General features: G+C 73.2%; 27 protein-coding genes and 2 tRNA genes. 16 read left to right on the forward strand and 13 right to left on the reverse strand.

Features of this window, described 5'->3' with window-relative positions; translation table 11 throughout:
- Positions 1-105 precede the first annotated feature (105 nt).
- The 3 genes from ACTG9Q_RS07100 (at position 106) to ACTG9Q_RS07110 (ending at position 1,210) form a co-directional block, all read left to right on the forward strand.
- Positions 106-894 (forward strand): HAD family hydrolase, encoded by a 789-nt coding sequence (locus ACTG9Q_RS07100; RefSeq protein ID WP_455571810.1) that lies wholly within the window; start codon positions 106-108, stop codon positions 892-894.
- Between the two features lie 99 nt (positions 895-993).
- Positions 994-1,065, forward strand: a tRNA-Gln gene (locus ACTG9Q_RS07105).
- A 72-nt stretch (positions 1,066-1,137) separates the two neighbouring features.
- Positions 1,138-1,210 (forward strand) — tRNA-Glu (locus ACTG9Q_RS07110).
- 347 nt (positions 1,211-1,557) lie between these two features.
- Here ACTG9Q_RS07110 and ACTG9Q_RS07115 read toward each other — a convergent pair.
- Positions 1,558-2,259: an IclR family transcriptional regulator gene (locus ACTG9Q_RS07115; protein ID WP_455571811.1), complete on the reverse strand. Its 702-nt coding sequence runs from the start codon at positions 2,257-2,259 to the stop codon at positions 1,558-1,560.
- 64 nt (positions 2,260-2,323) lie between these two features.
- On the opposite strand from ACTG9Q_RS07115, the gene leuC reads away from it, so the two are divergent.
- From leuC to ACTG9Q_RS07130, 3 genes are all read left to right on the forward strand, one after another.
- Complete coding sequence (gene leuC / locus ACTG9Q_RS07120; protein ID WP_455571812.1) at positions 2,324-3,730, forward strand: 3-isopropylmalate dehydratase large subunit; 1,407 nt, start codon at positions 2,324-2,326, stop codon at positions 3,728-3,730.
- 10 nt (positions 3,731-3,740) lie between these two features.
- Positions 3,741-4,343, forward strand: coding sequence for a 3-isopropylmalate dehydratase small subunit (gene leuD, locus ACTG9Q_RS07125; protein WP_455571813.1), 603 nt, complete (start codon positions 3,741-3,743; stop codon positions 4,341-4,343).
- A 262-nt stretch (positions 4,344-4,605) separates the two neighbouring features.
- Positions 4,606-5,292, forward strand: a complete 687-nt coding sequence (locus tag ACTG9Q_RS07130; RefSeq protein ID WP_455571814.1) for an HU family DNA-binding protein — start codon at positions 4,606-4,608, stop codon at positions 5,290-5,292.
- Between the two features lie 110 nt (positions 5,293-5,402).
- Here the strand turns inward: ACTG9Q_RS07130 and ACTG9Q_RS07135 are convergent, their stop codons facing one another.
- Genes ACTG9Q_RS07135 through cofC form a run of 3 tightly spaced genes read right to left on the reverse strand, consistent with a single transcriptional unit; the run spans position 5,403 to position 9,134 of the window.
- Positions 5,403-6,266 (reverse strand): NUDIX hydrolase, encoded by an 864-nt coding sequence (locus ACTG9Q_RS07135; RefSeq protein WP_455572032.1) that lies wholly within the window; start codon positions 6,264-6,266, stop codon positions 5,403-5,405.
- A gap of 11 nt (positions 6,267-6,277) precedes the next feature.
- Positions 6,278-8,440 (reverse strand): RNA degradosome polyphosphate kinase, encoded by a 2,163-nt coding sequence (locus tag ACTG9Q_RS07140; RefSeq protein WP_455571815.1) that lies wholly within the window; start codon positions 8,438-8,440, stop codon positions 6,278-6,280.
- A 28-nt stretch (positions 8,441-8,468) separates the two neighbouring features.
- A complete protein-coding gene (cofC, locus tag ACTG9Q_RS07145) occupies positions 8,469-9,134 on the reverse strand; it encodes a 2-phospho-L-lactate guanylyltransferase (RefSeq protein ID WP_455571816.1) in 666 nt (221 codons plus the stop codon).
- 72 nt (positions 9,135-9,206) lie between these two features.
- On the opposite strand from cofC, the gene ACTG9Q_RS07150 reads away from it, so the two are divergent.
- The 3 genes from ACTG9Q_RS07150 to ACTG9Q_RS07160 are packed head-to-tail and all read left to right on the forward strand — an operon-like array spanning position 9,207 to position 12,012.
- Complete coding sequence (locus tag ACTG9Q_RS07150) at positions 9,207-9,926, forward strand: lysophospholipid acyltransferase family protein (protein ID WP_455571817.1); 720 nt, start codon at positions 9,207-9,209, stop codon at positions 9,924-9,926.
- A complete protein-coding gene (locus ACTG9Q_RS07155) occupies positions 9,923-10,921 on the forward strand; it encodes an NAD(P)H-dependent glycerol-3-phosphate dehydrogenase (RefSeq protein WP_455571818.1) in 999 nt (332 codons plus the stop codon). Before ACTG9Q_RS07150 ends, ACTG9Q_RS07155 begins: the two co-directional genes overlap by 4 nt.
- Positions 10,921-12,012, forward strand: a complete 1,092-nt coding sequence (locus tag ACTG9Q_RS07160; protein ID WP_455571819.1) for a cystathionine gamma-lyase — start codon at positions 10,921-10,923, stop codon at positions 12,010-12,012. The genes ACTG9Q_RS07155 and ACTG9Q_RS07160 overlap by 1 nt, the downstream gene beginning before the upstream one ends.
- On the opposite strand, the gene ACTG9Q_RS07165 is transcribed toward ACTG9Q_RS07160, so the two are convergent.
- Together ACTG9Q_RS07165 and ACTG9Q_RS07170 are read right to left on the reverse strand one after the other, a co-directional pair.
- Entirely contained in the window at positions 12,009-12,749 is a 741-nt protein-coding gene (locus tag ACTG9Q_RS07165) for an anti-sigma factor (RefSeq protein WP_455571820.1), read from the reverse strand. The genes ACTG9Q_RS07160 and ACTG9Q_RS07165 overlap by 4 nt on opposite strands.
- On the reverse strand, positions 12,746-13,345 hold the full coding sequence (locus ACTG9Q_RS07170) for a sigma-70 family RNA polymerase sigma factor (protein ID WP_455571821.1): 600 nt from the start codon (positions 13,343-13,345) through the stop codon (positions 12,746-12,748). Before ACTG9Q_RS07170 ends, ACTG9Q_RS07165 begins: the two co-directional genes overlap by 4 nt.
- A 271-nt stretch (positions 13,346-13,616) precedes the next feature.
- On the opposite strand from ACTG9Q_RS07170, the gene ACTG9Q_RS07175 reads away from it, so the two are divergent.
- Positions 13,617-14,060: a cysteine dioxygenase gene (locus ACTG9Q_RS07175; protein ID WP_455571822.1), complete on the forward strand. Its 444-nt coding sequence runs from the start codon at positions 13,617-13,619 to the stop codon at positions 14,058-14,060.
- On the opposite strand, the gene ACTG9Q_RS07180 is transcribed toward ACTG9Q_RS07175, so the two are convergent.
- Positions 14,044-14,721 (reverse strand): pyridoxamine 5'-phosphate oxidase family protein, encoded by a 678-nt coding sequence (locus ACTG9Q_RS07180; protein WP_455571823.1) that lies wholly within the window; start codon positions 14,719-14,721, stop codon positions 14,044-14,046. The two genes, ACTG9Q_RS07175 and ACTG9Q_RS07180, sit on opposite strands and share 17 nt — an antisense overlap.
- 40 nt (positions 14,722-14,761) lie before the next feature.
- Between ACTG9Q_RS07180 and pdxR the strand changes: the two genes are divergently transcribed.
- Both pdxR and ACTG9Q_RS07190 read left to right on the forward strand, forming a co-directional pair.
- Complete coding sequence (gene pdxR, locus ACTG9Q_RS07185; RefSeq protein ID WP_455571824.1) at positions 14,762-16,138, forward strand: MocR-like pyridoxine biosynthesis transcription factor PdxR; 1,377 nt, start codon at positions 14,762-14,764, stop codon at positions 16,136-16,138.
- Between the two features lie 9 nt (positions 16,139-16,147).
- A complete protein-coding gene (locus ACTG9Q_RS07190; protein WP_455571825.1) occupies positions 16,148-17,224 on the forward strand; it encodes a D-alanine--D-alanine ligase family protein in 1,077 nt (358 codons plus the stop codon).
- A gap of 6 nt (positions 17,225-17,230) precedes the next feature.
- On the opposite strand, the gene ACTG9Q_RS07195 is transcribed toward ACTG9Q_RS07190, so the two are convergent.
- Positions 17,231-18,859 carry a DAK2 domain-containing protein gene (locus tag ACTG9Q_RS07195; RefSeq protein ID WP_455571826.1) on the reverse strand — a complete coding sequence of 543 codons (1,629 nt, stop codon included), beginning with the start codon at positions 18,857-18,859 and terminating at the stop codon, positions 17,231-17,233.
- 134 nt (positions 18,860-18,993) lie between these two features.
- On the opposite strand from ACTG9Q_RS07195, the gene rpmB reads away from it, so the two are divergent.
- Complete coding sequence (gene rpmB / locus ACTG9Q_RS07200) at positions 18,994-19,185, forward strand: 50S ribosomal protein L28 (protein WP_189213385.1); 192 nt, start codon at positions 18,994-18,996, stop codon at positions 19,183-19,185.
- Between the two features lie 35 nt (positions 19,186-19,220).
- On the opposite strand, the gene ACTG9Q_RS07205 is transcribed toward rpmB, so the two are convergent.
- From ACTG9Q_RS07205 to ACTG9Q_RS07225, 5 genes are all read right to left on the reverse strand, one after another.
- Entirely contained in the window at positions 19,221-20,408 is a 1,188-nt protein-coding gene (locus ACTG9Q_RS07205; RefSeq protein WP_455571827.1) for an MFS transporter, read from the reverse strand.
- Between the two features lie 68 nt (positions 20,409-20,476).
- A complete protein-coding gene (locus tag ACTG9Q_RS07210) occupies positions 20,477-21,151 on the reverse strand; it encodes a uracil-DNA glycosylase (protein ID WP_455571828.1) in 675 nt (224 codons plus the stop codon).
- A 15-nt stretch (positions 21,152-21,166) separates the two neighbouring features.
- A complete protein-coding gene (locus tag ACTG9Q_RS07215) occupies positions 21,167-21,688 on the reverse strand; it encodes a gamma carbonic anhydrase family protein (protein WP_455571829.1) in 522 nt (173 codons plus the stop codon).
- A complete protein-coding gene (locus ACTG9Q_RS07220; RefSeq protein WP_455571830.1) occupies positions 21,661-22,158 on the reverse strand; it encodes a GNAT family N-acetyltransferase in 498 nt (165 codons plus the stop codon). Before ACTG9Q_RS07220 ends, ACTG9Q_RS07215 begins: the two co-directional genes overlap by 28 nt.
- Before the next feature lie 14 nt (positions 22,159-22,172).
- Positions 22,173-23,132, reverse strand: coding sequence for a thiamine-phosphate kinase (locus ACTG9Q_RS07225; RefSeq protein ID WP_455571831.1), 960 nt, complete (start codon positions 23,130-23,132; stop codon positions 22,173-22,175).
- A gap of 102 nt (positions 23,133-23,234) precedes the next feature.
- On the opposite strand from ACTG9Q_RS07225, the gene ACTG9Q_RS07230 reads away from it, so the two are divergent.
- The 3 genes from ACTG9Q_RS07230 to recG all read left to right on the forward strand — a co-directional run bounded on the left by ACTG9Q_RS07230 (position 23,235) and on the right by recG (position 26,357).
- Positions 23,235-23,468, forward strand: a complete 234-nt coding sequence (locus tag ACTG9Q_RS07230; protein ID WP_455571832.1) for an Lrp/AsnC ligand binding domain-containing protein — start codon at positions 23,235-23,237, stop codon at positions 23,466-23,468.
- A 19-nt stretch (positions 23,469-23,487) separates the two neighbouring features.
- A complete protein-coding gene (locus ACTG9Q_RS07235; protein ID WP_455571833.1) occupies positions 23,488-24,048 on the forward strand; it encodes a DUF3515 domain-containing protein in 561 nt (186 codons plus the stop codon).
- A gap of 98 nt (positions 24,049-24,146) precedes the next feature.
- Entirely contained in the window at positions 24,147-26,357 is a 2,211-nt protein-coding gene (gene recG, locus ACTG9Q_RS07240) for an ATP-dependent DNA helicase RecG (RefSeq protein ID WP_455572033.1), read from the forward strand.
- The last annotated feature ends 102 nt before the right edge of the window (positions 26,358-26,459 follow it).

Genomic DNA, 26,459 nt, shown 5'->3' on the forward strand with positions numbered 1-26,459 from the left:
GTTTCGGGCCCTGTCGCGGGCACTGCGCGCTTGACCGAATAAGTTCTCGAAACATCACCTGAGCAGACGAATCGGCCCACGGCGACCGCGATCTAACCTGCCGTAATGACTTCCGCGCGGGCGCCTTTCCTGTCGATCACACAGCCACCGCCCGCCGCGCTCCCGCCAACGATTCACGCGATCTGCCTGGATGTCGACGACACGGTGATCGATTTCACCGGCTCGGCCAGAATGGCGCTCTCGGAATTGACCGGCCGCGACGACCTGTGGTCGGAGTGGCAGGCGATCACCGAGCACCACAGCGCCCGCGCCATCGCCGGGGAGTTCGACCACGACACCATGCGCCGCACGCGCACCAAGGCGTTCCTGGTCGCCCAGGGCGCCGACTTCGACGACGACGTCGTCGCCGTCCTGGAAGACCGCCGCCGCGACCGGATGGCCCACCTGTGGCGCGCCTTCCCCGACGCCGCGCCCGCCCTCGACTGGCTCCGCGCCGCGGGCCTGCGCACCGCCGCTGTGACCAATGCCTCACACCCCGACCAGCGGGCCCGCCTCGCCCGGGTGGGCCTCTCGCGGTTCTTCGACGTCGTGATCAGCGCCGGAGCCCTCGGCGTCGCCAAACCCGACCCGGCGATCTTCCACGCCGCCTGCGCCGAACTGGGCACCGCGCCCGAGGAGACCCTGCACGTCGGCGACCGGCTCGACCTCGACGCCTGCGCCGCCGCCGAGGCGGGCCTGCACGGCGTCTGGCTGGACCGCGACGACTGCCCCGAGCCCGTCGGGGCGGGCGTGCACGTCATCGACACCCTCGCCGACCTGCCCACACTCCTGGTGACGGAGTTCCGCACCCCCAGCCTGTCGACCGGCGGCGGGGTGCCCGCGCCGCGTGGGTAACCCCCCGATTTCCGGTGTCCGATCGGTGTGGGCTAAGGTATCTTCTGTCAACGCGACGACGGGACCCGCGTGAAGCGAGCCCCGTCAGAGCGATGTCATTGGGGTATGGTGTAATTGGCAGCACGACTGATTCTGGTTCAGTTAGTCTAGGTTCGAGTCCTGGTACCCCAGCGAAAGTCCACCAGAAGCCATCTGGTAAACTTTCCGCCAGGCAAGACAGTAAGAACAACTAAAAAAGTTCCTGGCCCCGTCGTCTAGCGGCCTAGGACGCCGCCCTCTCAAGGCGGTAGCGCGGGTTCAAATCCCGTCGGGGCTACGAAAGATCTGGGAGATCCCTGTGACCGGAAAGCGGTCACGGGGATCTTTCGTCATTGCACGTGGGGGCCGAGCCCCCACACCCCCACGGTGCGGTACGTCTCGACCCGGCGCCAGGGCACGTAAGCATCGGGTGGGTCGCCCACGGTGCGGTATCTCGCGATCCGGCGTGCGGGCCGGGAACGTAAGCATCGGTCGGATCGCCCACGGTGCGATCGGTGGCCGATCCAGCGTGGTCACGTATGGGTGGGCTCGCCGCTTCGCGGCATCGGGTGGTGATTGTGGGCGGGTTGCCTCTTTGGGCTTTGTTGTTGACCGTCTACTTGGGACTTGGGCGTTGCTGGGTGGTTAGAGGCGGTTTTGCAGGGCGTCGGCGGCGGCTAGGAGGTCGGCGGCCCAGCGGGCGCCGGGGCGGCGGCCCATGCGGTCGATGGGGCCGCTGACGGAGACGGCGGCGACTACCTGGCCCGCGGTGTCGCGGACGGGGGCGGAGACGCTGGCGACGCCCGGTTCGCGCTCGGCGACGCTCTGGGCCCAGCCGCGGCGGCGGACCTCCAGGAGGGCGCGCTCGCCGAAGACGGCTTCCTGGAGAAGGCTTCGTTGGGTTGCCGGGTCGGCCCACGCGGCGAGGACCTTCGCCCCCGAGCCCGCGGTCATCGGCAGGCGGGCGCCGACGGGAACGGTGTCGCGCAAACCACTCGGCGGTTCCGCCGAGCTGATGCACACGCGGTACAGGCCATCGCGGCGGTAGAGCTGGACGCTCTCGCCCGTGCGGTCGCGCAGCCGCGGCAGGACCGCGTCCGCCGCGTCGAGCAGCGGGTCGGTCGCGCCGCCCGCCAGCTCCGCGAGGGCCGCCCCCGGGCGCCAGCGGCCGTCAGAACCGCGGCGCAGCAGGCGGTGCACCTCAAGGCCGACCGCGAGCCGGTGCGCCGTCGCCCGGGGGAGGCCGGTCTTGGCGCACAACTCCGCCAGGCCACAGGGTTCCTTCGCCACGGCCTGCAGAACCGCCATCGCCTTGTCCAGAACTCCGATGCCGCTATGCTGTCCCACGTCTCGATACTACGTTCCCGTTATATGGGATGTCCAGTCTGTGGGAAGCTGATGGTGATGAGCGATGGGTAAGACGCTCGCCGAGAAAGTCTGGGACCAGCACGTCGTCCGCCGCGGTGACGGCGCCGAGCCGGACCTGCTCTACATCGACCTGCACCTCATCCACGAGGTGACCAGCCCGCAGGCCTTCGACGGCCTGCGGCTGGCGGGCCGCCCGGTGCGCAGGCCCGACCTCACCATCGCCACGGAGGACCACAACGTCCCGACGATCGGGATCGACCTCCCGATCGCGGACCCGGTCTCGCGCACGCAGGTCGAGACCCTGCGCCGCAACTGCGCCGAGTTCGGGGTGCGGCTGCACCCCATGGGCGACGTCGAGCAGGGCATCGTGCACGTGGTCGGACCGCAGCTCGGCCTGACCCAGCCGGGGATGACCGTGGTCTGCGGCGACAGCCACACCTCCACCCACGGCGCGTTCGGCGCGCTGGCGTTCGGCATCGGCACCTCCGAGGTCGAGCACGTGCTGGCCACCCAGACGCTGCCGCTGCGTCCTTTCAAGACCATGGCCATCACCGTCGAGGGCGACCTGCCGCCGGGTGTCACGGCCAAGGACCTCATCCTCGCCGTCATCGCCCGCATCGGCACCGGCGGCGGCCAGGGCTACGTCCTGGAGTACCGCGGCAGCGCGATCGAGGCGCTGTCGATGGAAGCCCGGATGACGGTCTGCAACATGTCCATCGAGGCGGGCGCGCGCGCCGGGATGATCGCCCCGGACGAGACCACCTTCGCCTACCTCAAGGACCGCCCGCACGCGCCCAGGGGCGACGGCTGGGACGCCGCGGTGGCCGACTGGCGCGAACTGCGCACGGACGAAGACGCCGGGTTCGACGCCGAGGTCGTCATCGACGCCGCCGCGCTCGCGCCGTTCGTGACGTGGGGCACCAACCCGGGCCAGGGCCTGCCGCTGACGGCGGCCGTGCCCGACCCCGGGGCCATCGCCGATGAGAACGAGCGGGTGGCCGCGGAGAAGGCGCTGGCCTACATGGGCTTGACCCCGGGCACCCCGCTGCGCGAGGTCGGGGTGGACACCGTCTTCCTCGGCTCGTGCACCAACGGCCGCATCGAGGACCTGCGCGCCGCCGCCGACGTCCTGCGCGGGCACCAGGTCGCCGCGGGCGTGCGGATGCTGGTCGTGCCCGGTTCCATGCGGGTCAGGGCGCAGGCGGAGGCCGAGGGGTTGCACCAGGTGTTCCTCGACGCGGGAGCCGAATGGCGGCAGGCGGGATGCTCCATGTGTCTTGGCATGAACCCCGACCAGCTCGCCCCCGGGGAGCGCAGCGCGTCCACATCGAACCGCAATTTCGAGGGCAGGCAGGGCAAGGGCGGGCGCACCCACCTGGTGTCCCCGCTGGTGGCCGCCGCGACCGCGGTCCGCGGCACCCTGTCGTCCCCGGCCGACCTCGACTCGTAAGGAGCCCGCCATGAAGCCGTTCACCAGCCACACCGGCGTCGGCGTGCCGCTGCGCCGGTCCAACGTGGACACCGACCAGATCATCCCGGCGGTCTACCTCAAGCGGGTCACCCGGACGGGCTTCGAGGACGGCCTGTTCGCCGCCTGGCGCGGCGACGAGGACTTCGTGCTCAACGCCGAGCCCTACCGCGCGGGCAGCGTGCTCGTCGCCGGGCCGGACTTCGGCACCGGGTCCTCCCGCGAGCACGCCGTCTGGGCGCTGTCGGACTACGGCTTCCGGGTGGTCCTCTCCGCCCGGTTCGCCGACATCTTCCGCGGGAACGCGGGCAAGGCGGGGCTCGTCGCGGGCGAGTGCGACCAAGCCGACATCGAACTGTTGTGGAAGCTGCTGGAGGCCGAGCCGGGCACGGAGGTCACCGTGGACCTCCGCGAGAAGACCGTCACGGCCAAGGACTTCACCGCCCGTTTCGGCGTCGACGACTACACCCGTTGGCGGCTCTTGGAAGGGCTCGACGACATCGCCCTGACCCTGCGCCACGAGGCGGCCGTCACCGCGTTTGAGCAGGCCAGGCCCAAGTGGAAGCCCGTGACGACCCCGCTGACGGGCGGCTGAGGCACCTCTGGCGAACGGGGGCGGGGAACCCCTTCCAGCGCCGGAGTTTCCCGCCCCTCCGCCCCTCTCGAATAGGTCACCACACCGCCCACGCGACCCCCTGATCCCCCCTCGGCACCCACCCCGGTTGACGAACCTCCGGGCCGCCAAGGAAAAATTAGGGCGCGTCGCGTGGAAATTGCGCGTCCATAGGAATACGGTGGCCTGAAGTCGGCCTCATGGGCCGTGAACGGCAATGTGGTCTCTTACGGAGGACTGAAGCGTGAACAAGGCCCAACTCATCGAGGCGCTTACGGAGCGACTGGGCGACAAGAAGGCCGCAGGCGCTGCGGTCGACGGTCTCGTCGACGTGATCGTTCGCACGGTTCACAAGGGCGAGAAGGTCAACATCACCGGGTTCGGCGTCTTCGAGAAGCGCGCCCGCGCCGCTCGCACCGCCCGCAACCCGCGCACGGGTGAGACCGTGAAGGTGAAGAAGACCAACGTTCCGGCGTTCCGCGCGGGCACGATGTTCAAGGAGGTCGTGAGCGGGTCGAAGAAGCTGCCGAAGGTCGCCGCGACCAAGGCGGCCGCGGGCACCCGCGCCACCACGACCCGCACGGCCGCGGGCACGACGGCCAAGGCCGCCACCACCCGCTCCACCACCACGCGGACCCGCGCGGCGGCGGCGAAGCCCGCCACCACGGCGAAGGCGACGACGGCGAAGGCGACCACGGCGAAGACCGCGGCGAAGGCGCCGGCGGCGGCGACGAAGACCGCGGCCGCCAAGGCCCCGGCGAAGACGGCGGCGGCCAAGACCACCACCACGCGGGCGAAGGCCGCCACCCCGGCCAAGACGACGACCCCGCGCGCGAAGGCGACCGCCGCCCCCGCCAAGAAGGCCACCTCCGCGGCGGCCAAGAGCACCGCCAAGGCGCCCGCCAAGCGCGCGTCGGCGGCCAAGAAGTAGCCCGGATGTGGTTGGCCCGGTAGTCATCGGGCGATGACCGCGAGAGCCCCGCACGCAGGCCACGTGCGGGGCTCTCGGGCGTCTGAAGAATCAGTGTGCGCCGGGCCGGGTCACGCCGGGCGGGCCAGGTACCGCGCCCCCACGAGCTTGTCCCCGTCGAAGGTGAGCACCCACACACTTCCCTTCCGGCTGCGCACCGGGGCCCCCTCCACACCGGACTCCACCCCGAGCGCGGCCAGCAGCTCGGGGATGACCCCACCTTGGCTGCACACCGCCGCCGGGCGGCCCTCCGCCGCGATCTCCAGCAGCCGCGCCAGGCCCCGGTCGGGGTCGGCGGCGTAACCGTCCTCCCCCAGCGACGGTTCGACCGCCACCGGGCAGCCCAGCCGCTCCGCCAGCGGGCGCACGGTGCCCACGCAGCGCACGTTCCCCACCGAGTGCACCCGCTCCGGCCCGAACAGGGACAGGAACCTGGTGAGCCCCGAGACCTGCGTGAGCCCCCGCTTCGACAGCGGGCGCTCCTCGTCGGGCCCGTCCCACTCCGACCTGCTGCCCGCGTGGGCGTGGCGCACCAGCAGCAGGGTCACCGCGCGCGGCGAGACCGCGTATGCGGCCAGGACATCGCGGTCCCGGTTGTGGGTCAGCCGCCGCGCGGCGCGCTCCACGGGCAGCCACACCAGCTCGTCGACCTCGTCATTGACGGTGAACTCCCCGGACACCGCGCGGGCGGAGAAGTAGTCCACCGTCTTGGCCGAACCGCCCACCCGGTAGGAGACCTGGCCGAGGTGGCGGCCCAGAACCGCGTGGTGGCCGGTCTCCTCGGCGATCTCCCGCACGGCGGCGGTGTGCACCGACTCGCCGGGCTCCAACTTCCCCTTGGGCAGGCTCCAGTCGTCGTAGCGGGGGCGGTGCACCAGGGCCACCTCGATGCCCTTGTCGCCCGCCCGCCAGAGGACCGCGCCCGCGGCGGCGATCACCACCGGAGTCACTCCTTGGACCAGTGGCGGGCGAGCATCTCGGTCTGGTGGTCGCGCACCGTCTCGCTGTCGGCGGGGGAGGCGGTCCAGTCGCCGGTGCCGTTGAGGACCCAGCAGCGGGTGGCCGGGTCCATCGCCGACTCGAAGATGGCCGCCAGCTGGGCGGTCTGCCGGGGATCGGTGACCCGCACCATGACCTCGACCCTGCGGTCGAGGTTGCGGTGCATCATGTCCGCGCTGCCGATCCAGTGCTCGTCCGCGCCGACGAACCACACCGTGCGCGAGTGCTCGAGGAACCGGCCCAGGATCGAGCGCACGTTGATGTTCTCCGAGAGCCCGGCGATGCCCGGCTTGAGCGCGCAGATCCCCCGCACCAGGACCTCGACCGGCACCCCTTGCTGCGAGGCCCGGTAGAGGGCGTCGATGACCTGTTCGTCCACCAGCGAGTTCACCTTCATGCGCACCCCGGCGGGCCGCCCGGCGCGGGCGTGCTCGATCTCGGCGTCGATGCGCTCCACGATGCCGCGGCGCACGCCCATCGGGGCGACGAGCAGGCGGCGGTAGTGGTCCTGCCGGGCGTATCCGGTGAGGACGTTGAACAGGTCGGTCAGGTCGGCGCCGAGGGCGGGCTCGGCGGTCAGCAGGCCGATGTCCTCGTAGAGCCGGGCGGTCTTGGGGTTGTAGTTGCCCGTGCCGATGTGGCAGTAGCGCCGGATGGTGGAGCCCTCCTGCCGCACCACGAGCGAGGTCTTGCAGTGCGTCTTGAGCCCGACGAGGCCGTAGACCACGTGCACGCCCGCCTTCTCCAGCGTCCGCGCCCACTTGATGTTGGCCTGCTCGTCGAAGCGGGCCTTCAGCTCCACCAGGGCCACGACCTGCTTGCCCGCCTCGGCCGCGTCGATGAGCGCGTCGACGATGGGGGAGTCGCCGGAGGTCCGGTAGAGGGTCTGCTTGATGGCCAGCACGTGCGGGTCGTTGGCCGCCTGCTCGATGAAGCGCTGCACGCTGGTGGAGAACGAGTGGTACGGGTGGTGCACCAGCACGTCGCCCTCGCGCAGCCGGGCGAAGACGCTCTTGGGGGTCTCGCCCTCGGCGAAGGCCGGGTGCGTCGCGGGGACGAACGGCGGGTCCTTGAGCTCCTTGCGGTCTACTCCGTAAATGCCCCACAGGCACGAGAGGTCGAGCAGGTCGCGCACGACGACGACGTCGTTCTCGTGCACGTCCATCTCGCGCAGCAGCAGCTCCAGCATGTGGTCGGTCATGTCGTCGGCGACTTCAAGGCGCACGGGAGGGCCGAACCGGCGCTGCGCCAGTTCCCGCTCCAGCGCCTTGAGCAGGTCCTCGTCGCGGTCCTCCTCCACCTCCAGGTCCGCGTTGCGGGTGATCCGGAAGGCGTGCACCTCGATGATGTCCATGCCGGTGAACAGCATCTGCAGGTGCGCGGCGATGAGCTCCTCCAGCGGCATGAACACCGCGGTGCGCTCGTCGGGGCTGCGGTCGACCGGCACCAGCCGGGGCACGTTGTCCGGCACCTTCACGCGGGCGAAGCGCGGGGTGCCCTCCTCCGGGTTGAGCACGGTCACCGCGAGGTTGAGCGAGAGCCCGGAGATGTAGGGGAACGGGTGCGCCGGGTCGAAGGCCAGCGGGGTGAGCACCGGGAAGACCTGGTCGCGGAAGTAGGCCGACATCTTCTCGGCCTGCTCGGAGGTGATCTCCGACCACCTGGCGATCCGGATGCCCAGGCGGTCCAGCTCGGGGCGGATGTTCTCGGCGAAGGCCCGCGAGTGCTGCTCGACGAGCTCCTGGTTGCGCTTGGCGATCCAGGCCAGCTGCTCGCGCGGGGTCATCCCGTCGGCGCTGCGCACCGAGAGCCCGGTCTCCATCCTGCGCTTGAGCCCCGCCACCCTGACCATGTAGAACTCGTCGAGGTTCGAGGCGAAGATGGCCAGGAACTTGGCCCGCTCGAGAAGCGGCTGGGAGGCGTCCTCGGCCAGGGCGAGCACCCGGGCGTTGAAGTCCAACCAGGACAGTTCCCGGTTGAGGTACCGGTCGTCGGGAAGGTCGGTGGCCGCCTGCGCGCGGGTCGCCGCTGGCGGCGCGGTCGGCAGCCCGCGGGGTTCTGCCGCCGGTGGTGCCTCCGGGAAAGTGCTGTCCGTGCTCACGGTTGGCATTCTCCGACACAACGGCCCGGAAAGCCCGTCACGCGTCGAACGGCGTGGTGAATTCTCTGCTCAGCAGCAGGTCGCGGGTGTGCGGGCCGAGCCCGAGCAGCGCGGCGTCGGCCAGGTCGGCCGGGGTGTCGACGTCCTGGCGCAGCGAGGCCAGCCCGGTCCCGACGGCGACGGCGGACCCCGCGTGCGCCGCGGCCGACCCCGGGCCGAACCGGGGGGCCAGCGGGCCGCCGGGGGCCGAGACCAGCAGCACCGTGCCGGTGCCGACGTGGTCGGGCACGTAGGCGCGCCTGCCCGCGGCCTCGGCCAGGGCACCGTCCAACTCGGCGGGGACCAGCGCGGGCAGGTCCGCCTGCAGCGCCGCGATCGCGGAACCGGCGTCGCGCGAGCGCAGGAGCCGGGCGCCGTGGCGCAGCGCGGCGTTGAGACCGGGCAGGCCGCGCTCGTCGACGCACTCCGCGCCGGTGCCCGCCAGCCCGTCGACCACCCGCTGGTCCTCGCACACCACGAGCACCGCGCGCACGCCCGCGGCGGCCAGCGCCGCGGTGACGGTGTCGCGCACCACCGCCAGCACCAGGTCGCGGTGGCGGGGCGATGCGCCCCGCAGCCGCGACTTGGCCCGGTCGAGGTGCTTCACCGGCACCACCACGTCCACCACCGGCACGTCCGCCACCGGGCCGATACTGCCGGCCACCCCGTCTGGACCTCGCGCGCGGGCGCAGGTCAGACTCTGACCCCACGGCCACGGGCGATGAGGAGGACGAGGGTGGGCAAGCGCGAGAAGGGCGGATTCTGGGTGGGCGCGGCCGCTTCGCTCTTCTACCCGCTGAGCTGGCTGGGCAAGCGGTCCTACCGGGGCGTCGAGAAGATCCCCGCCACCGGCGGCGCGCTGCTGGTGATGAACCACGTCTCCCACCTGGACGCGCCCAACGACGCGGTCTTCGTGCACCGCAACAAGCGGGTGCCGCGCTTCATGGCCAAGGACAGCCTGTTCGCGGTGCCGGTGTTCGGCAAGATCCTGGCCGGGTCCGGCGGCATCCCGGTGTACCGGGGCAGCTCGACGGCCGCGGCGAGCCTGCGGGCCGCGCACGCCGCCCTGCGCGAGGGCAAGCTCGTGCTGATCTACCCGGAAGGCACCATCACCAAGGACCCGACCGGCTGGCCGATGCGGGCGCGCACCGGGGTCGCCCGGCTGGCACTGGAGAACGACGTGCCGATCCTGCCCGTGGCCCGCTGGGGCACGAACAGCATCTGGGACGGGTACACCAAGAAGTTCCGGCCGTTCCCGCGCAAGCGGGTGTGGACCGTCGTCGGCGCCCCGGTCGACCTCTCGGCCTACCGGGGGCAGCCGGTGACCAACCAGTTGCTGCGCGAGGTCACCGACCTGCTGATGGCGCACGTGCGCGACCTGCTCGCCGACATCCGCGACGAGCCCGCCCCCTCGGTGTTCTTCACCCCGGCCGGGCGGCGCGAGGCGGAGCGGTGAGCGTCGCCGTGCTCGGCGCGGGGTCGTGGGGGACCGCCTTCGCCAAGGTCATGGCCGACTCCGGGCAGGACGTGACGCTGTGGGCGCGCCGCCGCGACGTCGCCGACGCGATCGAGGCCGACCGGGAGAACGCCGAGTACCTGCCCGGCGTGCGGCTGCCGGGCTCGCTGCACTCCACATCGGACCCGCGCGCGGCCCTGGACGGCGCGACCACGGTGGTGCTGGCGGTGCCCAGCCAGTCGCTGCGGCACAACCTGACCGCGTGGCGCGGCCTGCTGCCCCCGGACTCGACGCTGGTCAGCCTGGCCAAGGGGATCGAGCTGGGCACGCTGAAGCGGATGAGCGAGGTCATCGCCGACGTCGCCGGGGTGGGCGCCGACCGGATCGCGGTGGTGTCCGGGCCGAACCTGGCCAAGGAGATCGCCGCCGAGCAGCCGACGGCCACGGTGATCGCCTGCCAGGACCACGACCGGGCGGTGGAGCTGCAGCGCATGTGCACCACCGGGTACTTCCGGCCGTACACCATCACCGACGTGGTGGGGTGCGAGATCGGCGGCGCGTGCAAGAACGTCATCGCGCTGTCCTGCGGGATGGCCTCCGGACTGGGGTTCGGGGCGAACACGCTGGCCACGCTGATCACCCGGGGGCTGGCCGAGACCGCGCGGCTCGGCGCGGCGCTGGGCGCCGACCCGATCACGCTCAGCGGGCTGGCGGGCCTGGGCGACTTGGTGGCCACCTGCTCGTCGCCGCTCTCGCGCAACCGGACCTTCGGCGAGCGGCTGGGCCGCGGCGAGTCCGTGGCCCGCGCGCAGGCCGCCGCGCAGGGGCAGGTCGCCGAGGGCGTGAAGTCCTGCTCGTCGATCAGGGCCCTGGCGCACGCGCACGGCGTGGAGATGCCCATCACCGAGGTGGTGCACCGGGTCTGCCACGACGGGTTCGACCCGAGGGAGATGGCCGGTGAGCTGATCGGCCGCAAGACGAGGCCGGAGCGGTGATGCCCTCTCTCGGGGACGGCACGCGGTGCGTGCACGCCGGACTGCCGCCCGTCGCCGTGGGGGACCCGGTGCCCGCGCAGCCGGTGCTGGCCGCCCAGTTCCACCTGGGGGACGATCCGGGCACGGACTTCTACGGCCGCGCCGGGAACCCGACCTGGCGGGCACTGGAGTCGGCGATCGGCGGGCTCGACGGGGGAACGTGCCTGGTGTACCCCTCGGGGATGGCGGCGGTCTCCTCGCTGCTGCGGACCGCGGTGTCCGCCGGGGACACCGTCGTGGTGCCCTCGGACGGGTACTACCTGGCGCGGGAGTACGTGCGGCGGTTCATGTCCGGGCTGACCGTCCGGGAGGTGCCGACGACGTCGGCGTCGTGGGACTTCACCGGGGTTCGACTGGTGCTGGTGGAGACGCCGTCCAATCCCGGGCTCGATGTCTGCGACCTGGCCGCCGTCATCGCCGCGGCGCGGGCCGCGGGCGCCTTGGTGGCGGTGGACAACACGACCGCGACACCGCTGGGGCAGCGTCCCCTGGCGCTGGGGGCGGACTTCGTGGTGGCCTCGGACACCAAGGCCGTCGCCGGGCACAGCGATGTCGTGCTGGGACACGTGAGCACGGCGTCGGCGGAGTGGGCGGCGCGGCTGCTGGCGGAGCGGACGACCTCGGGCAGCGTGCCGGGGCCGTTCGAGTCGTGGCTGGCGCTGCGCGGGCTGGGGACGCTGGACCTGCGGCTGGCGCGGCAGGCGGAGAACGCCGCGGCGCTGTACGGCGCACTGCGCGGGCATCCCCGGGTTCGAAGCCTGCGGTGGCCCGGCGCGGCCGACGACCCGGCGCACGCGGTGGCGTCGCGGCAGATGCGCCGGTTCGGGGGTGTGATCGCGGTGGAGCTGGGCTCGGCGGAGGAGGCCGAGGAGTTCGTCGGCAAGGCCGCCCTCGTCACCTCGGCCACCAGCTTCGGCGGGCTGCACACGAGCGCGGACCGGCGGGCCCGCTGGGGTGACGCGGTGCCCGCCGGTCTGCTGCGCATCTCCTGTGGCTGCGAGGACCCCGACGACTTGGTCGCCGACGTCCTGGCAGCCCTCGGCCAGACCTAGGCCAAGTCCATCGCCATGATCGGCTCCGCGGTGGGGGCCCGCGAGCCGCCCGCCGGTTCGACGGTGATGCCGACCTGCGTGGCGGTCGCGAGCTCGCCGGTGGCGTCGAGGATCGCGGCGCGGCCGTTGGCGTCCGGGACGACCAGGCCGACGGAGTGCGGCGCCGTGGTGTCGCCCATGAGCCACACCTGGTACGCCTTGCCTTCCGGCGGGGTCGGAACGCCGTTCGCCATCAGCAGGACCTCGCCGCGCTCGCGGGAGTAGAGCACCGTGCCGGACAGGCCGTTCACGCCGCCACTGACCACTTCGGCGTCGCCCGCGGACAGGATGCCCGTCATCGCCGAGGTCTGCTGTCGGGTGTCGTCGAGGTCCGCCCGGGTCTGCTGGAGCACGACGCCCAGGGACACCGACACCACCAGCAGCACCGCCGCGGCCAGGCCCATGATCCGCACCGGCCACGGCGAGCGCGTCGCGGCGAGCGCGCGCGCCCCGTCACCGCCGATCGGCGGGAGCTGGCGGATCTGCCCGATCCTGGACATCACCGCGGCCTTTAACGCCGGTGGCGGTGATTCGGCGGCGGCCTCGCCCAGGCGGGCCGCGGTGGCCCGCAGCTCGGCGACCTCCTCCACGCAGGAGCCGCACTCGGTGAGGTGGTTCTCGAAGGCGGCGCGCTCGGTCTCCGAGATCGCGTTGAGGGCGTAGGCCCCGGTCAGGACGTGGATGTCTGCGTTCGTCATCGGGCCACCCCCAGGCAGTCGCGCATCCGGATGAGGCCGTCGCGCAGTCGGGTTTTGATCGTGCCGAGCGGAGTGCTGAGCAGTTCGGACACTTCGCGGTAGGTCAGTCCGCGGTAGTACGCCAGTTCCACCGACTGGCGCTGGAGATCGGTGAGTGAGCCCAGACATCGGCGCACCTGTTCGTACTCCAGGCGGGTGTGCACTTGCTCGGCGACCTCGTCGAACGGCCTGCCGCCGTCTTGGCGGTGGGCCCGGTCCTCGCGGTCGGTGGCCGACTGCGCCGAGCGGACCCGGTCGACGGCGCGGCGGTGGGCCAGGGTCATCACCCAGGTCATGACCGAGCCGCGGTCGGGGGAGTAGCGCGCGGCGGTGCGCCACAGCTCCAGCATCACCTCCTGCGTCACCTCCTCCGACTGCGCGGGGTCGCGCAGGATTCGCCGGATGAGGCCGAAGACCGGCGCGGAGACCGCGTCGTAGAGTTGCTCGAAGGCGGATTCATCGCCGCGGGCGACCCGCTGCAGGAGCTCACTGGTGTCCGGGGGGCCGCCCGCCCGGGTCTCCGCAACGCTGGACAGCCGCCGCGCGCGTTCGACCATGGTGTTGCTCCCGTTCCCCGCACTTCGCTCCGCGCGGTCTCGATGTGGTCGCACCACTCATTCGAGGGTCATGGGTGCCCGGATTGGTGTCTCACCCCCTGGGCCGCGTTGCGGCGGCCCTGGGTGTCTGCTTTCCTTCTGGCGTGTTCACACGCGCCACGACCGGACGGCGGGGTCCCATCGACCTCGGCCGGACCGCGAGCGCGCTCTGTCTCTGTCAGTGAACGACCCCGTCGTTGTTGCCCGCTGACACCCAGAGAGTCCCTCAATCATGTTCGCAGTGCCGCCCAACACTGTCGCCTTGGCGGGCACGCCCGCCTCCGCCCACCCCGCGCTGATCGCCCAGCAGGTCGCCGCCGACCGGCACCGCTGGGGCGCGCTGCTGCGCTACGACCCCGACGAGCGCTTCGCCACCCTGGTCGAGGCTACCGCTGACCAGGAGATCTGGCTGCTGAGCTGGCTGCCGGGCCAGTCAACCGACCTGCACGACCACGGCTGGGCGAGCGGCGCGTTCACCGTCGTCAGCGGCGGTCTGACCGAGCGGGTCGCGCGGCGGAATCGGGTGGAAGCGCACCCGTTGGTGGCGGGGCAGTCGCGGGTGTTCGGCCCCGGCTACGTCCACCAGGTGCGCAACGACACGGTCGACCCCGCGATCACCATCCACGTCTACCGGGGCGAGCGGCCCCCGCGCGGCGGGTTCACCGTCGGGTCCTGACGTGCTCGGGGACCTCCCACCGGTCGCCGAGGTTCTGTGCGGGCCGGGGGTCGCCCCAGACCTGGGTGAGGGGCAGCACCCCGGCCCAGGCGCGGTCGGCGGCGATGTCGTCGTCCTCGTCGGCCGGGTCGCCCGCGCGGATCTTCACCGCCGCCTCGGTGAGGTCGAGGGCGAGCACGGCGGTGGCGGCCAGCTCCTTCGCCGACGGCGTGCGGGCGTGGTCCCAGGAGCCCGGCGCCAGGTGCTCGGTGAGCACGCGCAGGGCGTGGGTCTTCGCCGCCGGGTCGGTGACGGGGACGGCCGCGCCGTGGATGACCGCGGAGCGGTAGTTCATGGAGTGGTCGAACACCGAGCGGGCGTAGACGACGCCGTCGAGCAGGGTGACCGCGACGCAGACCTGCTGGGCCTGGGCTTCCCGCAGGCTGCGCGCGCCGGTCGAGCCGTGCAGGTAGAGGGTGTCGCCGTCGCGCCCGTAGCCGGTGGGCAGGACCAGCGGGGCGCCGTCGACCACCGTCGCCAGGTGGCACACCAGGCCCGCGTCGAGGACCGCGCGCAGGGCCGCCCGGTCGGTGACCGCGCGGGCCTTGCCGCGGCGGACCGTGCTGCGCTCGGTGGGGGAGAGATCGCTCACGAGGTCGACTCTAGGGGCGTCGAGTGGCATCCTTGTAGGGCCATGTCTGCGTTGTTTGAGGAGGCCACTTGTGACGGAGAGCCCGGCCCTGCCGGTCAGCGTCGACCGGTCGTCGTCCACCCCGCTGGCCGTCCAGCTCGCCGACGCCCTGCGCGCGGCGGCGGCCGACGGGCGGCTGCGCGCGGGCGACCGGCTGCCGTCCACCCGGGCGCTGGCCGCGCAGCTCGACGTCAGCCGCACGGTGACGGCGGCGGCCTACGAGCAGCTGCACGCGGAGGGGTGGATCGCCGGGCGGCACGGGTCCGGCACTTACGTCACCACCGCGCCGCCGGGGTCGCTGCGCACCCGGCCGCGCCGCCCGCGGGCCGGGGCGCTGGAGGTCCCGTCGGTGGACCTGACGCCCGGGTCGCCGTGGGCGGGCGGGATCGACCGGGCGGCGTGGCGGCGGGCGTGGCGGGGGGCGGCGGAGGCCGCGCCGCTGCCGAGCCCGCGGCGGGCCGGGCTGCCCGCGTACCGGGAGGTGGTGGCCGAGCACCTGCTGCGGCACCGGGGGCTGCGGGTCGGCGGCGAGGCGGAATCGGTGCTGGCCACCGGCGGGACCACCGCGGCGGTGGCCGAGCTGGCCGCGGCGGTGCTGCGCCGGGGGGACACCGTGGCGGTGGAGGAGCCCGGGTACCAGCGGGCGGTGGCCACGATGCGGGCCTCCGGCCTGCGGGTGGTGCCCGCGCCGGTGGACGGCGACGGGGTGCTGGTCGACGCCCTGCCCGCGACCGTGCGGGCGGTGTACTGCTCGCCCGCGCACCAGTACCCGCTCGGGCGGCGCATGTCGGCGTCGCGGCGGGTCGAGCTGGTCGAACGCGCCCGGCGCGCGGGGTGGCTGGTCATCGAGGACGACTACGACGGCGAGTTGCGCTACGACGTGGCCCCGCTGCCGCTGCTGGCCGCCCTGGCGCCCGATGTCGTGGTGCACCTGGGGACGACGAGCAAGATCCTCACCCCGACCCTGGGCGCGGGCTGGATGGTCGCGCCGCCGTCGGTGGTGTCCGCGGTGCTGGAACACCGGGACGTGACCGGCGTCGGACCGTCCCCCGCGGGACAGCTCGTGGTCGTGGAACTGGCCCGCAACGGCGATCTGGGCAGGCACCTGCGCAAGGTCCGCCGGGAGATGTCCGAGCGGCGGGGCCTGCTGGTCACCGCCCTGGCCGCAGGCGGCGTGCCGTTCCTGGGCGACGACGCGGGCGCGCACCTGGTGATCCCGCTGCCCTCGGCCGCGGCCGAGACCGAGCTGTTGGCGGCGGCGGCGCGCCGCGGCCTGCGCCTGGACGGGCTGGCCCGCCACCACAGCGGCCGCGCGGCCCGCTTCGGCGTCGCACTCGGCTATGCGGCGTGTTCGCGCGAGCAGCTGCGCGCCGCCCTGCCGGTGCTGGTCGAACTCTTCACGGGTTAGGGTCGTTTCATGTCTAAGACCAGGGTCGCCGTGGTGTTCGGCGGACGCAGCACGGAACACGCGGTCTCCTGTGTGTCGGCGGCGAGTGTGCTCACCCACCTGGACCCGGAGCGGTTCGAGGCGGTGCCGGTGGGCATCACGGCGTCGGGGGCGTGGGTGCTCGGCCCGGCCGACCCGTCGGTTCTGCGCATCGCGGGTCGCGAGCTTCCCTCGGTGTCTTCGGGCACGGCGCTGACGCTGCCCGCCTCCGGTTCCGGGCTGGTGGTCTTGGAACCGGGCCGCGAGGGTGAGCTCCTGTCCACTGTGGATGTCGTGTTTCCCGTGCTGCACGGCGCTTACGGGGAGGACGGGACCATCCAGGGGCTGCTGGAGATGGTCGGGCTGCCCTACGTCGGGCCGGGGGTGCTGGCGAGCGCGGCGGCGATGGACAAGGGGTTCACGAAGAAGGTGCTCGCGGCGGACTCCCTGCCGATCGGGCGCTACGTCGACCTGCCGCGCGGGCGCGGGGACCTGACCGACGCCGAGCGCGAGCACCTGGGACTGCCGGTGTTCGTGAAGCCGTCGCGGGCCGGGTCGTCGACCGGCATCACGAAGGTGTCGTCATGGGACGCCCTGGCCGACGCCGTCGCCGTGGCGCGCGCCATCGATCCCAAGGTGTTGGTGGAGGCGGCCGTGGTGGGCCGCGAGGTCGAGTGCGGGGTCCTGGAATTCCCCGACGGCCGGGTCGAGGCGTCCCAGCCCGCGGAGATCCGCCTGGACGACGGGATCGACTGGTACGACTTCGACGCGAAGTACATCGACGGCGGCGACCTCGACATCCCGGCCAAACTGGACGACGACGTCACCGACCGCCTCCGCGCCGCCGCCGTCGCGGCCTTCCGGGCGCTGGACTGCCAGGGCCTGGCCCGGGTGGACTTCTTCGTGGGCGAGGGCGGCGAGCTGACCATCAACGAGGTCAACACGATGCCCGGCTTCACCCCCACCTCGGCGTACCCGAAGATGTGGGCGGTGACCGGCGTCGACTACCCGACCCTGGTGTCCACTTTGATCGACACCGCGCTGGCGAGGGGAACCGGCCTGCGCTGAGCGCGGCTACTCCAACCCCAGCACCAGCACCGCGTCGGTCTGGCCGCCGCGGTGCACGGCCAGGTCGGCTTCCGGGTGGGTGCGGCGCAGGTGGCCGGTGACGGCGTCGGCCACGGTGTCCGGGGCCGCGTCGCCGAGCAGGGCGGTGACGAGTTCGCCGCCGTTGGCCAGCATCCGGTCGATGACCGCGGTGGCGGTGCGGGAGACCGCCTCCGGGGTGGCCGGGCCGGGCTCGATCATGACGACCTCGCCGTCGGCGAAGCCGAGCACGTCGCCCGCCGCGCAGGGGCCGATCCAGGTGATGGCGTCTTCTGCGGCCACCACCACCTCCCCCCGGCGCGTGGCCGCCGCGGCCTCGGCCATGGCGACGACGTCGTCGCCCGCGCGGCGGCGGGGGTCGTGGACAGCCAAGGCGGCCAGAGCCTGCACCGGCGACGCGCAGGGGATCACCACGACGTCTTGGCCCGCGGCGACGGCGCGGATGGCGGCCTCGTCGGCGATGGCGGTCAGGTCGGGGTGGCCGGGCAGGACCGTCACATGGGCGGCGCCCGTGCCGGTGATCACCTGGAGCAGCTCGTACGGGGTGGGCGGCAGCCCGTCATCCACCCGCAGCACCGCGACGCCCTCGGACAGGAACAGGTCGGCCAGGTCGTCGCCGCGGACGGGGGCCACCACCGCGCGCTCGCGCACGTACCGGGCCGGGCCGTCGGGGAGGGCGTCAGCGAAGCGGGCCACCCGGATGGCGCGGGGACGGCCCGCGTCGACGCCCGCCTCGATGGCGCCGCCGATGTCGTTGCAGTGGACGTGGACGGTCCAGAGGGAATCGCCGTCCCCGGCGACGGACACCGAGTCGCCCAGGCCCTCCAGGGTCCGCCGCAGCCGGTCCGCGGCCGCGGTGTCGGCGTGCTCCAAGAGGTACATCACCTCGTACCCGTAGAGCTCCGAGCCGATCTCCCTGGCCGCCACCACCGCGGTGTCCGGCGGCCGGAGCACGCCGTCGACCCGGGCGGCCGCGGTGTTGACCGGCGTTCCGGCGATGACCGAGACCAGGGCGTCGAGGAGAACGACCACGCCGCGCCCGCCCGCGTCGACCACCCCGGCCTCGGCCAGGACCGCCAGCTGCGCCGGGGTCTTGTCCAGCGCCGAGGCCGCCGCCCGCGCGGCGTTCAGGGCCACCTCGCGCAGCCCGCTCCCGTGCGCGCCCGCCGCGGCGGCCGAGAGCACGGTCAGCATCGTCCCCGGCACCGGCGCGGACACCGCCGCCTCCGCGCGCGACGAGCCATAGGCCAGTGCCGCCGCCAGCGACCGCCCGTCCAGCGCGGCCGCCGAGTCCACCGCCTCGGCCATGCCCCGCAGCATCTGCGAGGCGATCACCCCGGAGTTGCCGCGCGCCCCGGTGACCGCGCCCTTGGCGAGCACCGCCAGCGCCGAGCCCGCGTCCGAGCGGGCCGACGCGGGGGCGCGCAGCAGGGACTCCAGGGCGGCGCGCAGGGTGTGCAGGAGGTTCGAGCCGGTGTCGCCATCGGCCACCGGGTAGACGTTGATCCGGTCGATCGAGGCCCGGTGGGCGTCCAGCGACTCCACACAGGCCGCCGCCCAGCGCCGCACCCCGGCCGCGTCCAGCGCCTCCACCACCGGCCCGGCTCCTCTCCCTCGGTTCGGGGCAGAGTAGCCCCGGTTTGGAGCCGCGGACACGCACCCGTTACCCTGGGACAACCGCTCGGGCCCCGGCTCGCGCCTTTGTACTGCAACCTGAAGGAGTGTCTGACGTGGCTGCCGTGTGCGACGTCTGTGGCAAGGGGCCAGGCTTCGGCAAGTCGGTCTCGCACTCCCACCGGCGCACCAACCGCAGGTGGAACCCGAACATCCAGACCGTGCACGCCAAGCTGGGCATCTCCCAGCGGAAGCGGATGAACGTCTGCACCTCGTGCATCAAGGCGGGCAAGGTCGTTCGGGGCTGATCCCCAGACTTTCAAACGACGGCGGCGCCGGTGACTCAGGTCACCGGCGCCGCTCTCGTCGTGTCCACCGCCCGCAGTGCCATCAGGGCGGCGACGCCCGCGGCGAAGGTGACCAGCCCGGCGATGGTGAACGTCTGCCGCGGCCCGAGCAGCGCGACGACGGCCCCGCCGAGCACCGTGCCCAGGATGTTCGACCCCACCAGCACCGCTCCCGCCGCCGCGAACGCCCGCCCGCGCAGGTGTGACGGCGTCCGCGCCCGCACGATGCCCTGGTTGGTCACGCTCTGCGCGCCGTTGGCCGCCCCGCCCACGACGTAGCCCACGGCGACCGGGGTGGTGTAGGGCAGCAGGGCGGGGATCAGCATGCCGACGCCCATCACCGTGCACGCCGAGCCCAGGCCGAGCAGCAGCGCGCGCTGGGTGAGCAGCCGCGCGGCGACCCGCGCGCCGAGGAGGACGCCGAGCATCCAGCAGGCGTGCAGCAGGCCCAGGGTGGCCGCGCCGCCGTCCAGCACCTCGGTGACGTAGAAGACGTTCGCCACGTCGGCGAGCATCACCCCCATGCACGCCACGGCCAGGCACACCGTGGCGACGCGCAGGACCGGGTCGCTCCACAGGTGCCGCAGGCCCGCTGTGGCCCCGCTGTCCTTGTCCCGCCCTCCCTGGCCGCGCGGGTCGCGCTCGACGCGGACGAGGGACAGCAGCGCCGCTTGGGCGAGGTAGGTGCCCGCGTCGACCAGCAGCGCGTCGCGGGTGCCCAGCGCGGCCACGAGCAGCCCGCCCGCCGCCGACCCGGCGAGCATCCCCCCGCCGCGCCCGACCGCCAGCCAGGAGTACCCGCGCCCCGAGTGCGCCTCCCCGCAGATGGCGGGGATCAGCGCCGAGGCGGCCGGGTTGACCACCGCGGTGCCGCAGCCGAGGACGACCAGCATGAGCAGGATCAGCGGGAAGCTGTGCAGCACGGTGGTCACCGCGAGCACGGCGGCGGCCTGCAGCAGCTGGCCAATGATCATCAGCCTGCGGTTGGGCAGCCGGTCGACCAGCAGCCCGGCCAGCGGCGCGGCCAGCGTCACCGGCACGAACTCGGCGACCAGCACGCCGACCACCGCGTAGGAGCCGTAGTCCTTGACGTGCAGGAGAAGCACGATCAGGGTGACCGCGGTGCCGAACAGCGACACCGCAGCCCCGCTCGCCACCAGCGCCAGATCCCGTGTGCCCCGCACATGGCGAACCTAACGCGGATCGCGGGCCGGGTGATCAAGATTCACCTGCACAGCCCTCACCGCACAGGTCAGGGGAGTTTCCAATCCACCGGGTCGGCGCCCTGCTCCACCAGCAGCGCGTTGGCGCGGCTGAAGGGCCGGGAGCCGAAGAAGCCCGCGTGCGCCGACAGCGGGCTGGGGTGGGCGGACTCGATCGCCGGGACCGGGTCCAGCAGCGGCCGCAGGTTGCGCGCGTTGCGCCCCCACAGGATCGCCACCAGCGGACCGCCGCGCGCTGCCAGGGCCCTGATGGCCTGCTCGGTGACCTCCTCCCAGCCCTTGCCCTGGTGGGAGTTCGACTTGCCCGGCTCGACGGTCAGCGCCCGGTTGAGCAGCAGCACCCCGTTGGCGGCCCACGGCGTCAGGTCGCCGTTGGAGGGCAGCGGGTGCCCGAGGTCCTCGCAGTACTCCTTGTAGATGTTCACCAGGCTCTTGGGAATCGGCCGCACGTCGGGGGCCACCGAGAACGACAGCCCCACCGCGTGGCCGGGTGTCGGATAGGGGTCCTGGCCGACGATCAGCACCCGCACGGCGTCGAAAGGTTGCTGGAACGCCCGCAGCACGTGCTCGCCCGCGGGCAGGTACCGCCGCCCCGCGGCGATCTCCTCGCGCAGGAACTGGCCCATCGCGGCGACTCGTTCGGCGACGGGCTCCAGTGCCCGCGCCCAGCCCGCCTCGACGATCTCGCTCAACGGCTTCGTCACGCCGGGGAACCCTACTCAGTCCAGCAGACGCAGCCCCGCCCGGTAGACCCCAATGCTGCGCACGTACCGCGCCACGATCCCGGAGGTCATGTCAGCGGGCACGACGTGACCCTCCCTCGTCTTCGCGGGCACGCCCAGCGCCATCGACCGCGCCGGGAGGTGGCCGTTGAACGACATCACCGCGCCCGCCCCGAGCACCGCCCCGTCCTCGACCACGGACCCGTTCAGCAGCACCGAACCGGAGGCGATCAGGCACCGGTCGCCGATGGTGGCGCCCTCGATGTGGACGTTGTGCCCGATGACGCAGTCCGCGCCGACGCGCACCGGGTGGAACTCGGTGACGTGGATGACCGTCCCGTCCTGCACGCTCGTGCGCGGGCCGATGTCGATGACCCCGTCGTCGCCGCGCAGCACGGCCTGGGGCCAGACCGAGGCCTCCGCGCGCAGGACGACGTTGCCGATCACCGTGGCGTCCGGGTGGACGTAGGCGTCGGGGTGGATCTCGGGCGTCAGGTCGCCGAGGGCGTAGACGGGCACGCGGGCTCCTTCGTGAACACCTTGCCGAGGTGGACCGACAGCTCTGCCTCGGCATAGTGCCCGAACGCGGGGACGTCCTCGTACCCGGCGCTGCGGTACAGCGCGACCGCCTCGGGCTGGCGCAGGCCGGTCTCCAGGATCACCCTGCCGTGCCCGGCCCGCAGCGCGGTCGACTCCAGCTCCGCCAGCATGGCCCGCGCGTATCCCTTGCCGCGGGCCGCCGGGGTGACGTACATCCGCTTGATCTCGGCGTCGGCGCCGTGGCTGCGCCAGCCGCCGGAGGCCACCGCCCGCTCGCCGTCGCCGACATCGGCGTACCCGACCATGAACAGCCCCTGCGGGGGCGCGAACTCGGCCGGGTCGACCGGGCTCTCGTCCGGTCCGCCATACCGCACCACGTACTCCTGCTGCACCTCGGCGATCAGCGTCACGGAGTCGGCGTGGTCGTAGCCCCTGATTTCGATGCGCACGCCGACATTGTCCCTCAGCGCCAGTGCTGCCAGCCCTGTTCGCCGGTGTAGGGCTTGCCGTCGAGCGTGACGCCCCCGGCCCGGGTCACCGCGCCGATGACGCGGAACTCCGGGGGCACGGTGGCGGAGGGGAAGGTGGCGACGAGGGCGTGGTCCTCCCCGCCGGTGAGGGCCCAGTGCCGGGCGTCGGCGCCCAGTGCCGACGCGACCTCGATGAGCCGCTGGTCCACCGGGATCAGCTCGCCGCTGAGGTCGATGCCGACGTTGGCGGCCTCGGCGATGTGGGCGAGGTCGGCGAGCAGGCCGTCGGAGGTGTCGATCATCGAGGTGGCCCCGGCCAGCGCCGCGGCCGGGCCCGCCGCGTACGGCGGCTGCGGCACGCGGTGGGCGCCGACGACGGTCACCGGGGAGCGGAACCCGCGCCCGAGGACGGCCAGTCCCGCGGCGCTCCAGCCGAGTTTGCCCGCCACCGCGACGATGTCCCCGGGGAGGGCGCCGCCCCGGGTGACCGGGGCCCTGCCCTCCAGTGATCCCAACGCGGTGACCGAGATCACAAGGCTTTCCGCGCGGGCCATGTCCCCGCCCACGACGCCGATCCGGGCGCGGGCCGCCTCGGCCGCCAGCCCCGAGGACAGCCCGTCGATCACCGAGGCCGGAGTCCGGGATGGACAGGCGATCCCGACCAGCAGCGCGGTGGGCACCGCGCCCATCGCGGCGATGTCGGCGAGGTTGACCGCGGCGGCCTTGCGACCCACCTGATCGGGCGGGGACCAGTCGAAGCGGAAGTGCACGCCCTCCACCAGCACGTCCGTGCACGCCACCACCCGGCCGTCCGGCGCGGCGACCACGGCGGCGTCATCCCCTGGGCCGAGCAGGGTGGCCTGGCCCTTGGCCCGGCCGTCGGTGATCCGCCGGATGAGGGCGAACTCACCGACGTCGGCCACCGTCTCCGCGTCGTCGGGAGCATCGCGCACGAGGTCCTCCGATTGTTGGAACCCCACCAAACCCGCGAAGTGGGGTACGTTTCACGACACGTTCCTACCCGTTGTCGACTTCGAGCCGCGAAGGGGCGCGCCGTGGTTCACGCATACATCCTGATTCAGACCGAGGTGGGCAAGGCTGCCGCCGTGGCCACCGAGATCTCCACCGTGCCCGGGGTGACCACCGCGGAGGACGTCACCGGCCCCTACGACGTCATCGTGCGCGCCCAGGCCGACAACGTCGACCTGCTCGGGCAGCTCGTCGTGGCCCGCATCCAGAGTGTGGAGGGCATCACCCGCACCCTCACCTGCCCGGTGGTGCACCTCTAGAGCGTGGTTCAGTAAGCGGGTGACCGAGCCCCGCCCCACCTCGTCGCGCCCCGCGCCGCCGCGCGCCGCGGTCGTCGTGGCCGCCGTCCTGGTCGGCCTGCTGGCCGTCGGCGTGATCGTGGCCAGCCGGTTCGCGCCGGAAGCCGAGCAGCCGCCGGTCAGCGCCGGGCCGCTGGGCCTGGTGCCGGTCGAGGCCCCGGACGCCGCGTCGCGGCACTGCGCCGACCTGCTCGCCGCGCTGCCCGACGCCCTGCCCAGCAGCGGCGCCGAGCTGCCCGCGCTGCCCATCGCCGACCCCGCCCCGGCGGGCTCGACGGCGTGGGGGGACCGGATGGCCCCGGTCGTCCTGCGCTGCGGTCTGCGCCAGCCGCCGGAGCTGGAGCCCACCTCGTCGCTGACCCAGGTCTCCGGCGCGCAGTGGCTCCCGGTCACCGGCATGGGCTCGACCACGTGGTTCCTCGTCGACCGGCCCGTCTACGTCGCCCTCACCACCCCGGACACGGTGGGCACCGGTCCACTCCAGACGGTCTCGGAGACGGTGACCGCGACGCTCGCCGCCCAGGCCGTGAAGCCGGGCTAGTCACCCACTCGCGCCGCCTTGAGGGTGATCGCGGGTGCTTGCCCACGCTGTCGGGGTCGCTCGACATAATCGGGCACGGGTCTGTGGAAAGGGGCGTGATGGTCGCGCTGGGCGAGCGCCTGGACAAGGTGGTGGGCAAGAAGTCGGCCGACGCGCTGGCCGCGGCCTTCGAGCTGCACACGGCGGGCGACCTGCTGCGCCACTACCCGCGCCGCTACGCCGAGCGCGGCGAGCTGACCGACATCGCCGGGCTGGAGGTCGGCGAGCACGTCACGGTCATGGCGCAGGTCGTCTCGGTCAACAAGCGGCAGATGCGGACCAAGCGCGGCTCGCTGGTCGAGGTGGTGATCACCGACGGCAAGCGGTCGCTGGAGTGCGCGTTCTTCAACCAGCCGTGGCACGTCGACCGGCTGCGGCCGGGGATGATGGCGCTCTTCGCGGGCAAGGTCACCGCCTTCCGCGCGAAACTGCAGCTCGCCAACCCCGACTACCAGCTGATGGAGCCCGCCGACGACGGCGGCGACATCCCGTCGGCCCAGGTGGTCGAGGAGTTCGCGGGCGGCATGATCCCGGTCTACCCGGCCACCGCGCGCATCCAGTCCTGGCAGATCGCCAAGTGCGTCGGGCAGACGCTGGACATGCTCACCGAGATCGAGGACCCCGTCCCGGAGAAGCTGCGCGAGCGCCTCGGGCTCTCGGAGTACGAGAGCGCCGTGCGCGCCATCCACCGGCCCGCCGACCAGGCCGCGCTGGCGGTGGCCCAGCACCGGCTCAAGTGGGACGAGGCGCTGGCCGTGCAGCTCGCGCTGGCCCTGCGGCGCAATTCGGCGGGTGCGCGCCCCGCGCCGGAGTGCCCGGTCAAGTCCGGCGGCATCCTCGACGCCTTCGACGCGCGCCTGCCGTTCCAGCTGACGGCGGGCCAGGCCGAGGTGGGCGCGGCGATCGCCGAGGACCTCGCGGTCGCGCACCCGATGAACCGCCTGCTGCAGGGCGAGGTCGGCTCCGGCAAGACGGTCGTGGCGCTGCGGGCGATGCTGCAGGTGGTCGACTCCGGCCGCCAGAGCGCCCTGCTCGCGCCGACGGAGGTGCTGGCCGCCCAGCACGCCCGCTCGCTGGCCGAGTCGCTGGGCGAGCTGGCCCAGGGCGGGCAGCTCGGCGGCGCCGACAACGCCACCAGGGTCGTGCTGCTGACCGGCTCGATGCCCGCGGCGCAGCGCAAGCAGGCCCTGCTCGACGTCGTCTCAGGGGTGGCCGGGATCGTCGTCGGCACGCACGCGATCATCCAGGACAAGGTCACCTTCGCCGAGCTGGGCCTGCTCGTCGTCGACGAACAGCACCGCTTCGGCGTGGAGCAGCGCGACGCGCTGCGCGGGCGGGCGGGGGAGACCAGCCCGCACGTGCTGGTCATGACCGCCACGCCGATCCCGCGCACGGTCGCCATGACCGTCTACGGCGACCTGGAGACCTCCGCCCTGCGGGAACTCCCCGCGGGCCGCTCGCCGATCTCCACCAGCGTCGTGCCGGTCTCGGAGAAGCCCGCGTGGCTGGACCGGGCCTGGGAGCGCATCCGCGAGGAGGTCGGCAAGGGGCACCAGGCGTACGTGGTCTGCCCGCGGATCGGGGAGGACGCCGCCGCCGAGGACGTCACCCCGGACGGCCCCGACGAGGGCCCCGATGAGGGCGCCGACGGCAGGCGCCCGCCGCTCGCGGTCGCCGACGTGGCCCCGATGCTGGCGGCGGGACCGCTGGCCGGGCTGTCCGTCGGCGTGCTGCACGGCCGCCTGCCCGGCGACGAGAAGGACGCGGTGATGCGCGCCTTCGCCGCGGGGGAGATCGACGTGCTGGTGGCCACCACGGTGGTCGAGGTCGGCGTCAACGTGCCCAACGCGACGGTCATGGCGATCATGGACGCCGACCGCTTCGGCATCAGCCAGCTGCACCAGCTGCGCGGGCGCGTGGGCCGCGGTTCCGCGCCGGGCCTGTGCCTGCTGGTCACCGACATGCCCGGCGGCACGGCGACCCGCGACCGCCTCGCCGCCGTCGCGTCCACTCTGGACGGTTTCGAGCTGGCCCAGCTGGACCTGGAGATGCGCCGCGAGGGCGACATCCTCGGGGCGAGCCAGTCCGGGGCCAAGTCCGGCCTGAAGATGCTGTCCCTGCTGAGCGACGCGGGCATCATCGAGGACGCCCGCGCGGTGGCCCAGGCCCTGGTGACCGAGGACCCCGAGCTGACCGAGTTCCCCGGGCTGGCCGCGATGGCCGAGCAGCTGGTCGCGGGCGATCGCGCGGAGTACCTGGAGAAGTCCTAGGGCCTGTCCTCGAACTCCGGCCGATCCGGCTCGGCTGTCGCGATCGGGGTTTGGGGACAGGCCCTAGCCGTCCCGGATGGGCGACATCGCGGTCCCGGCGGG

The organism is Actinokineospora lacus (assembly GCF_053813445.1).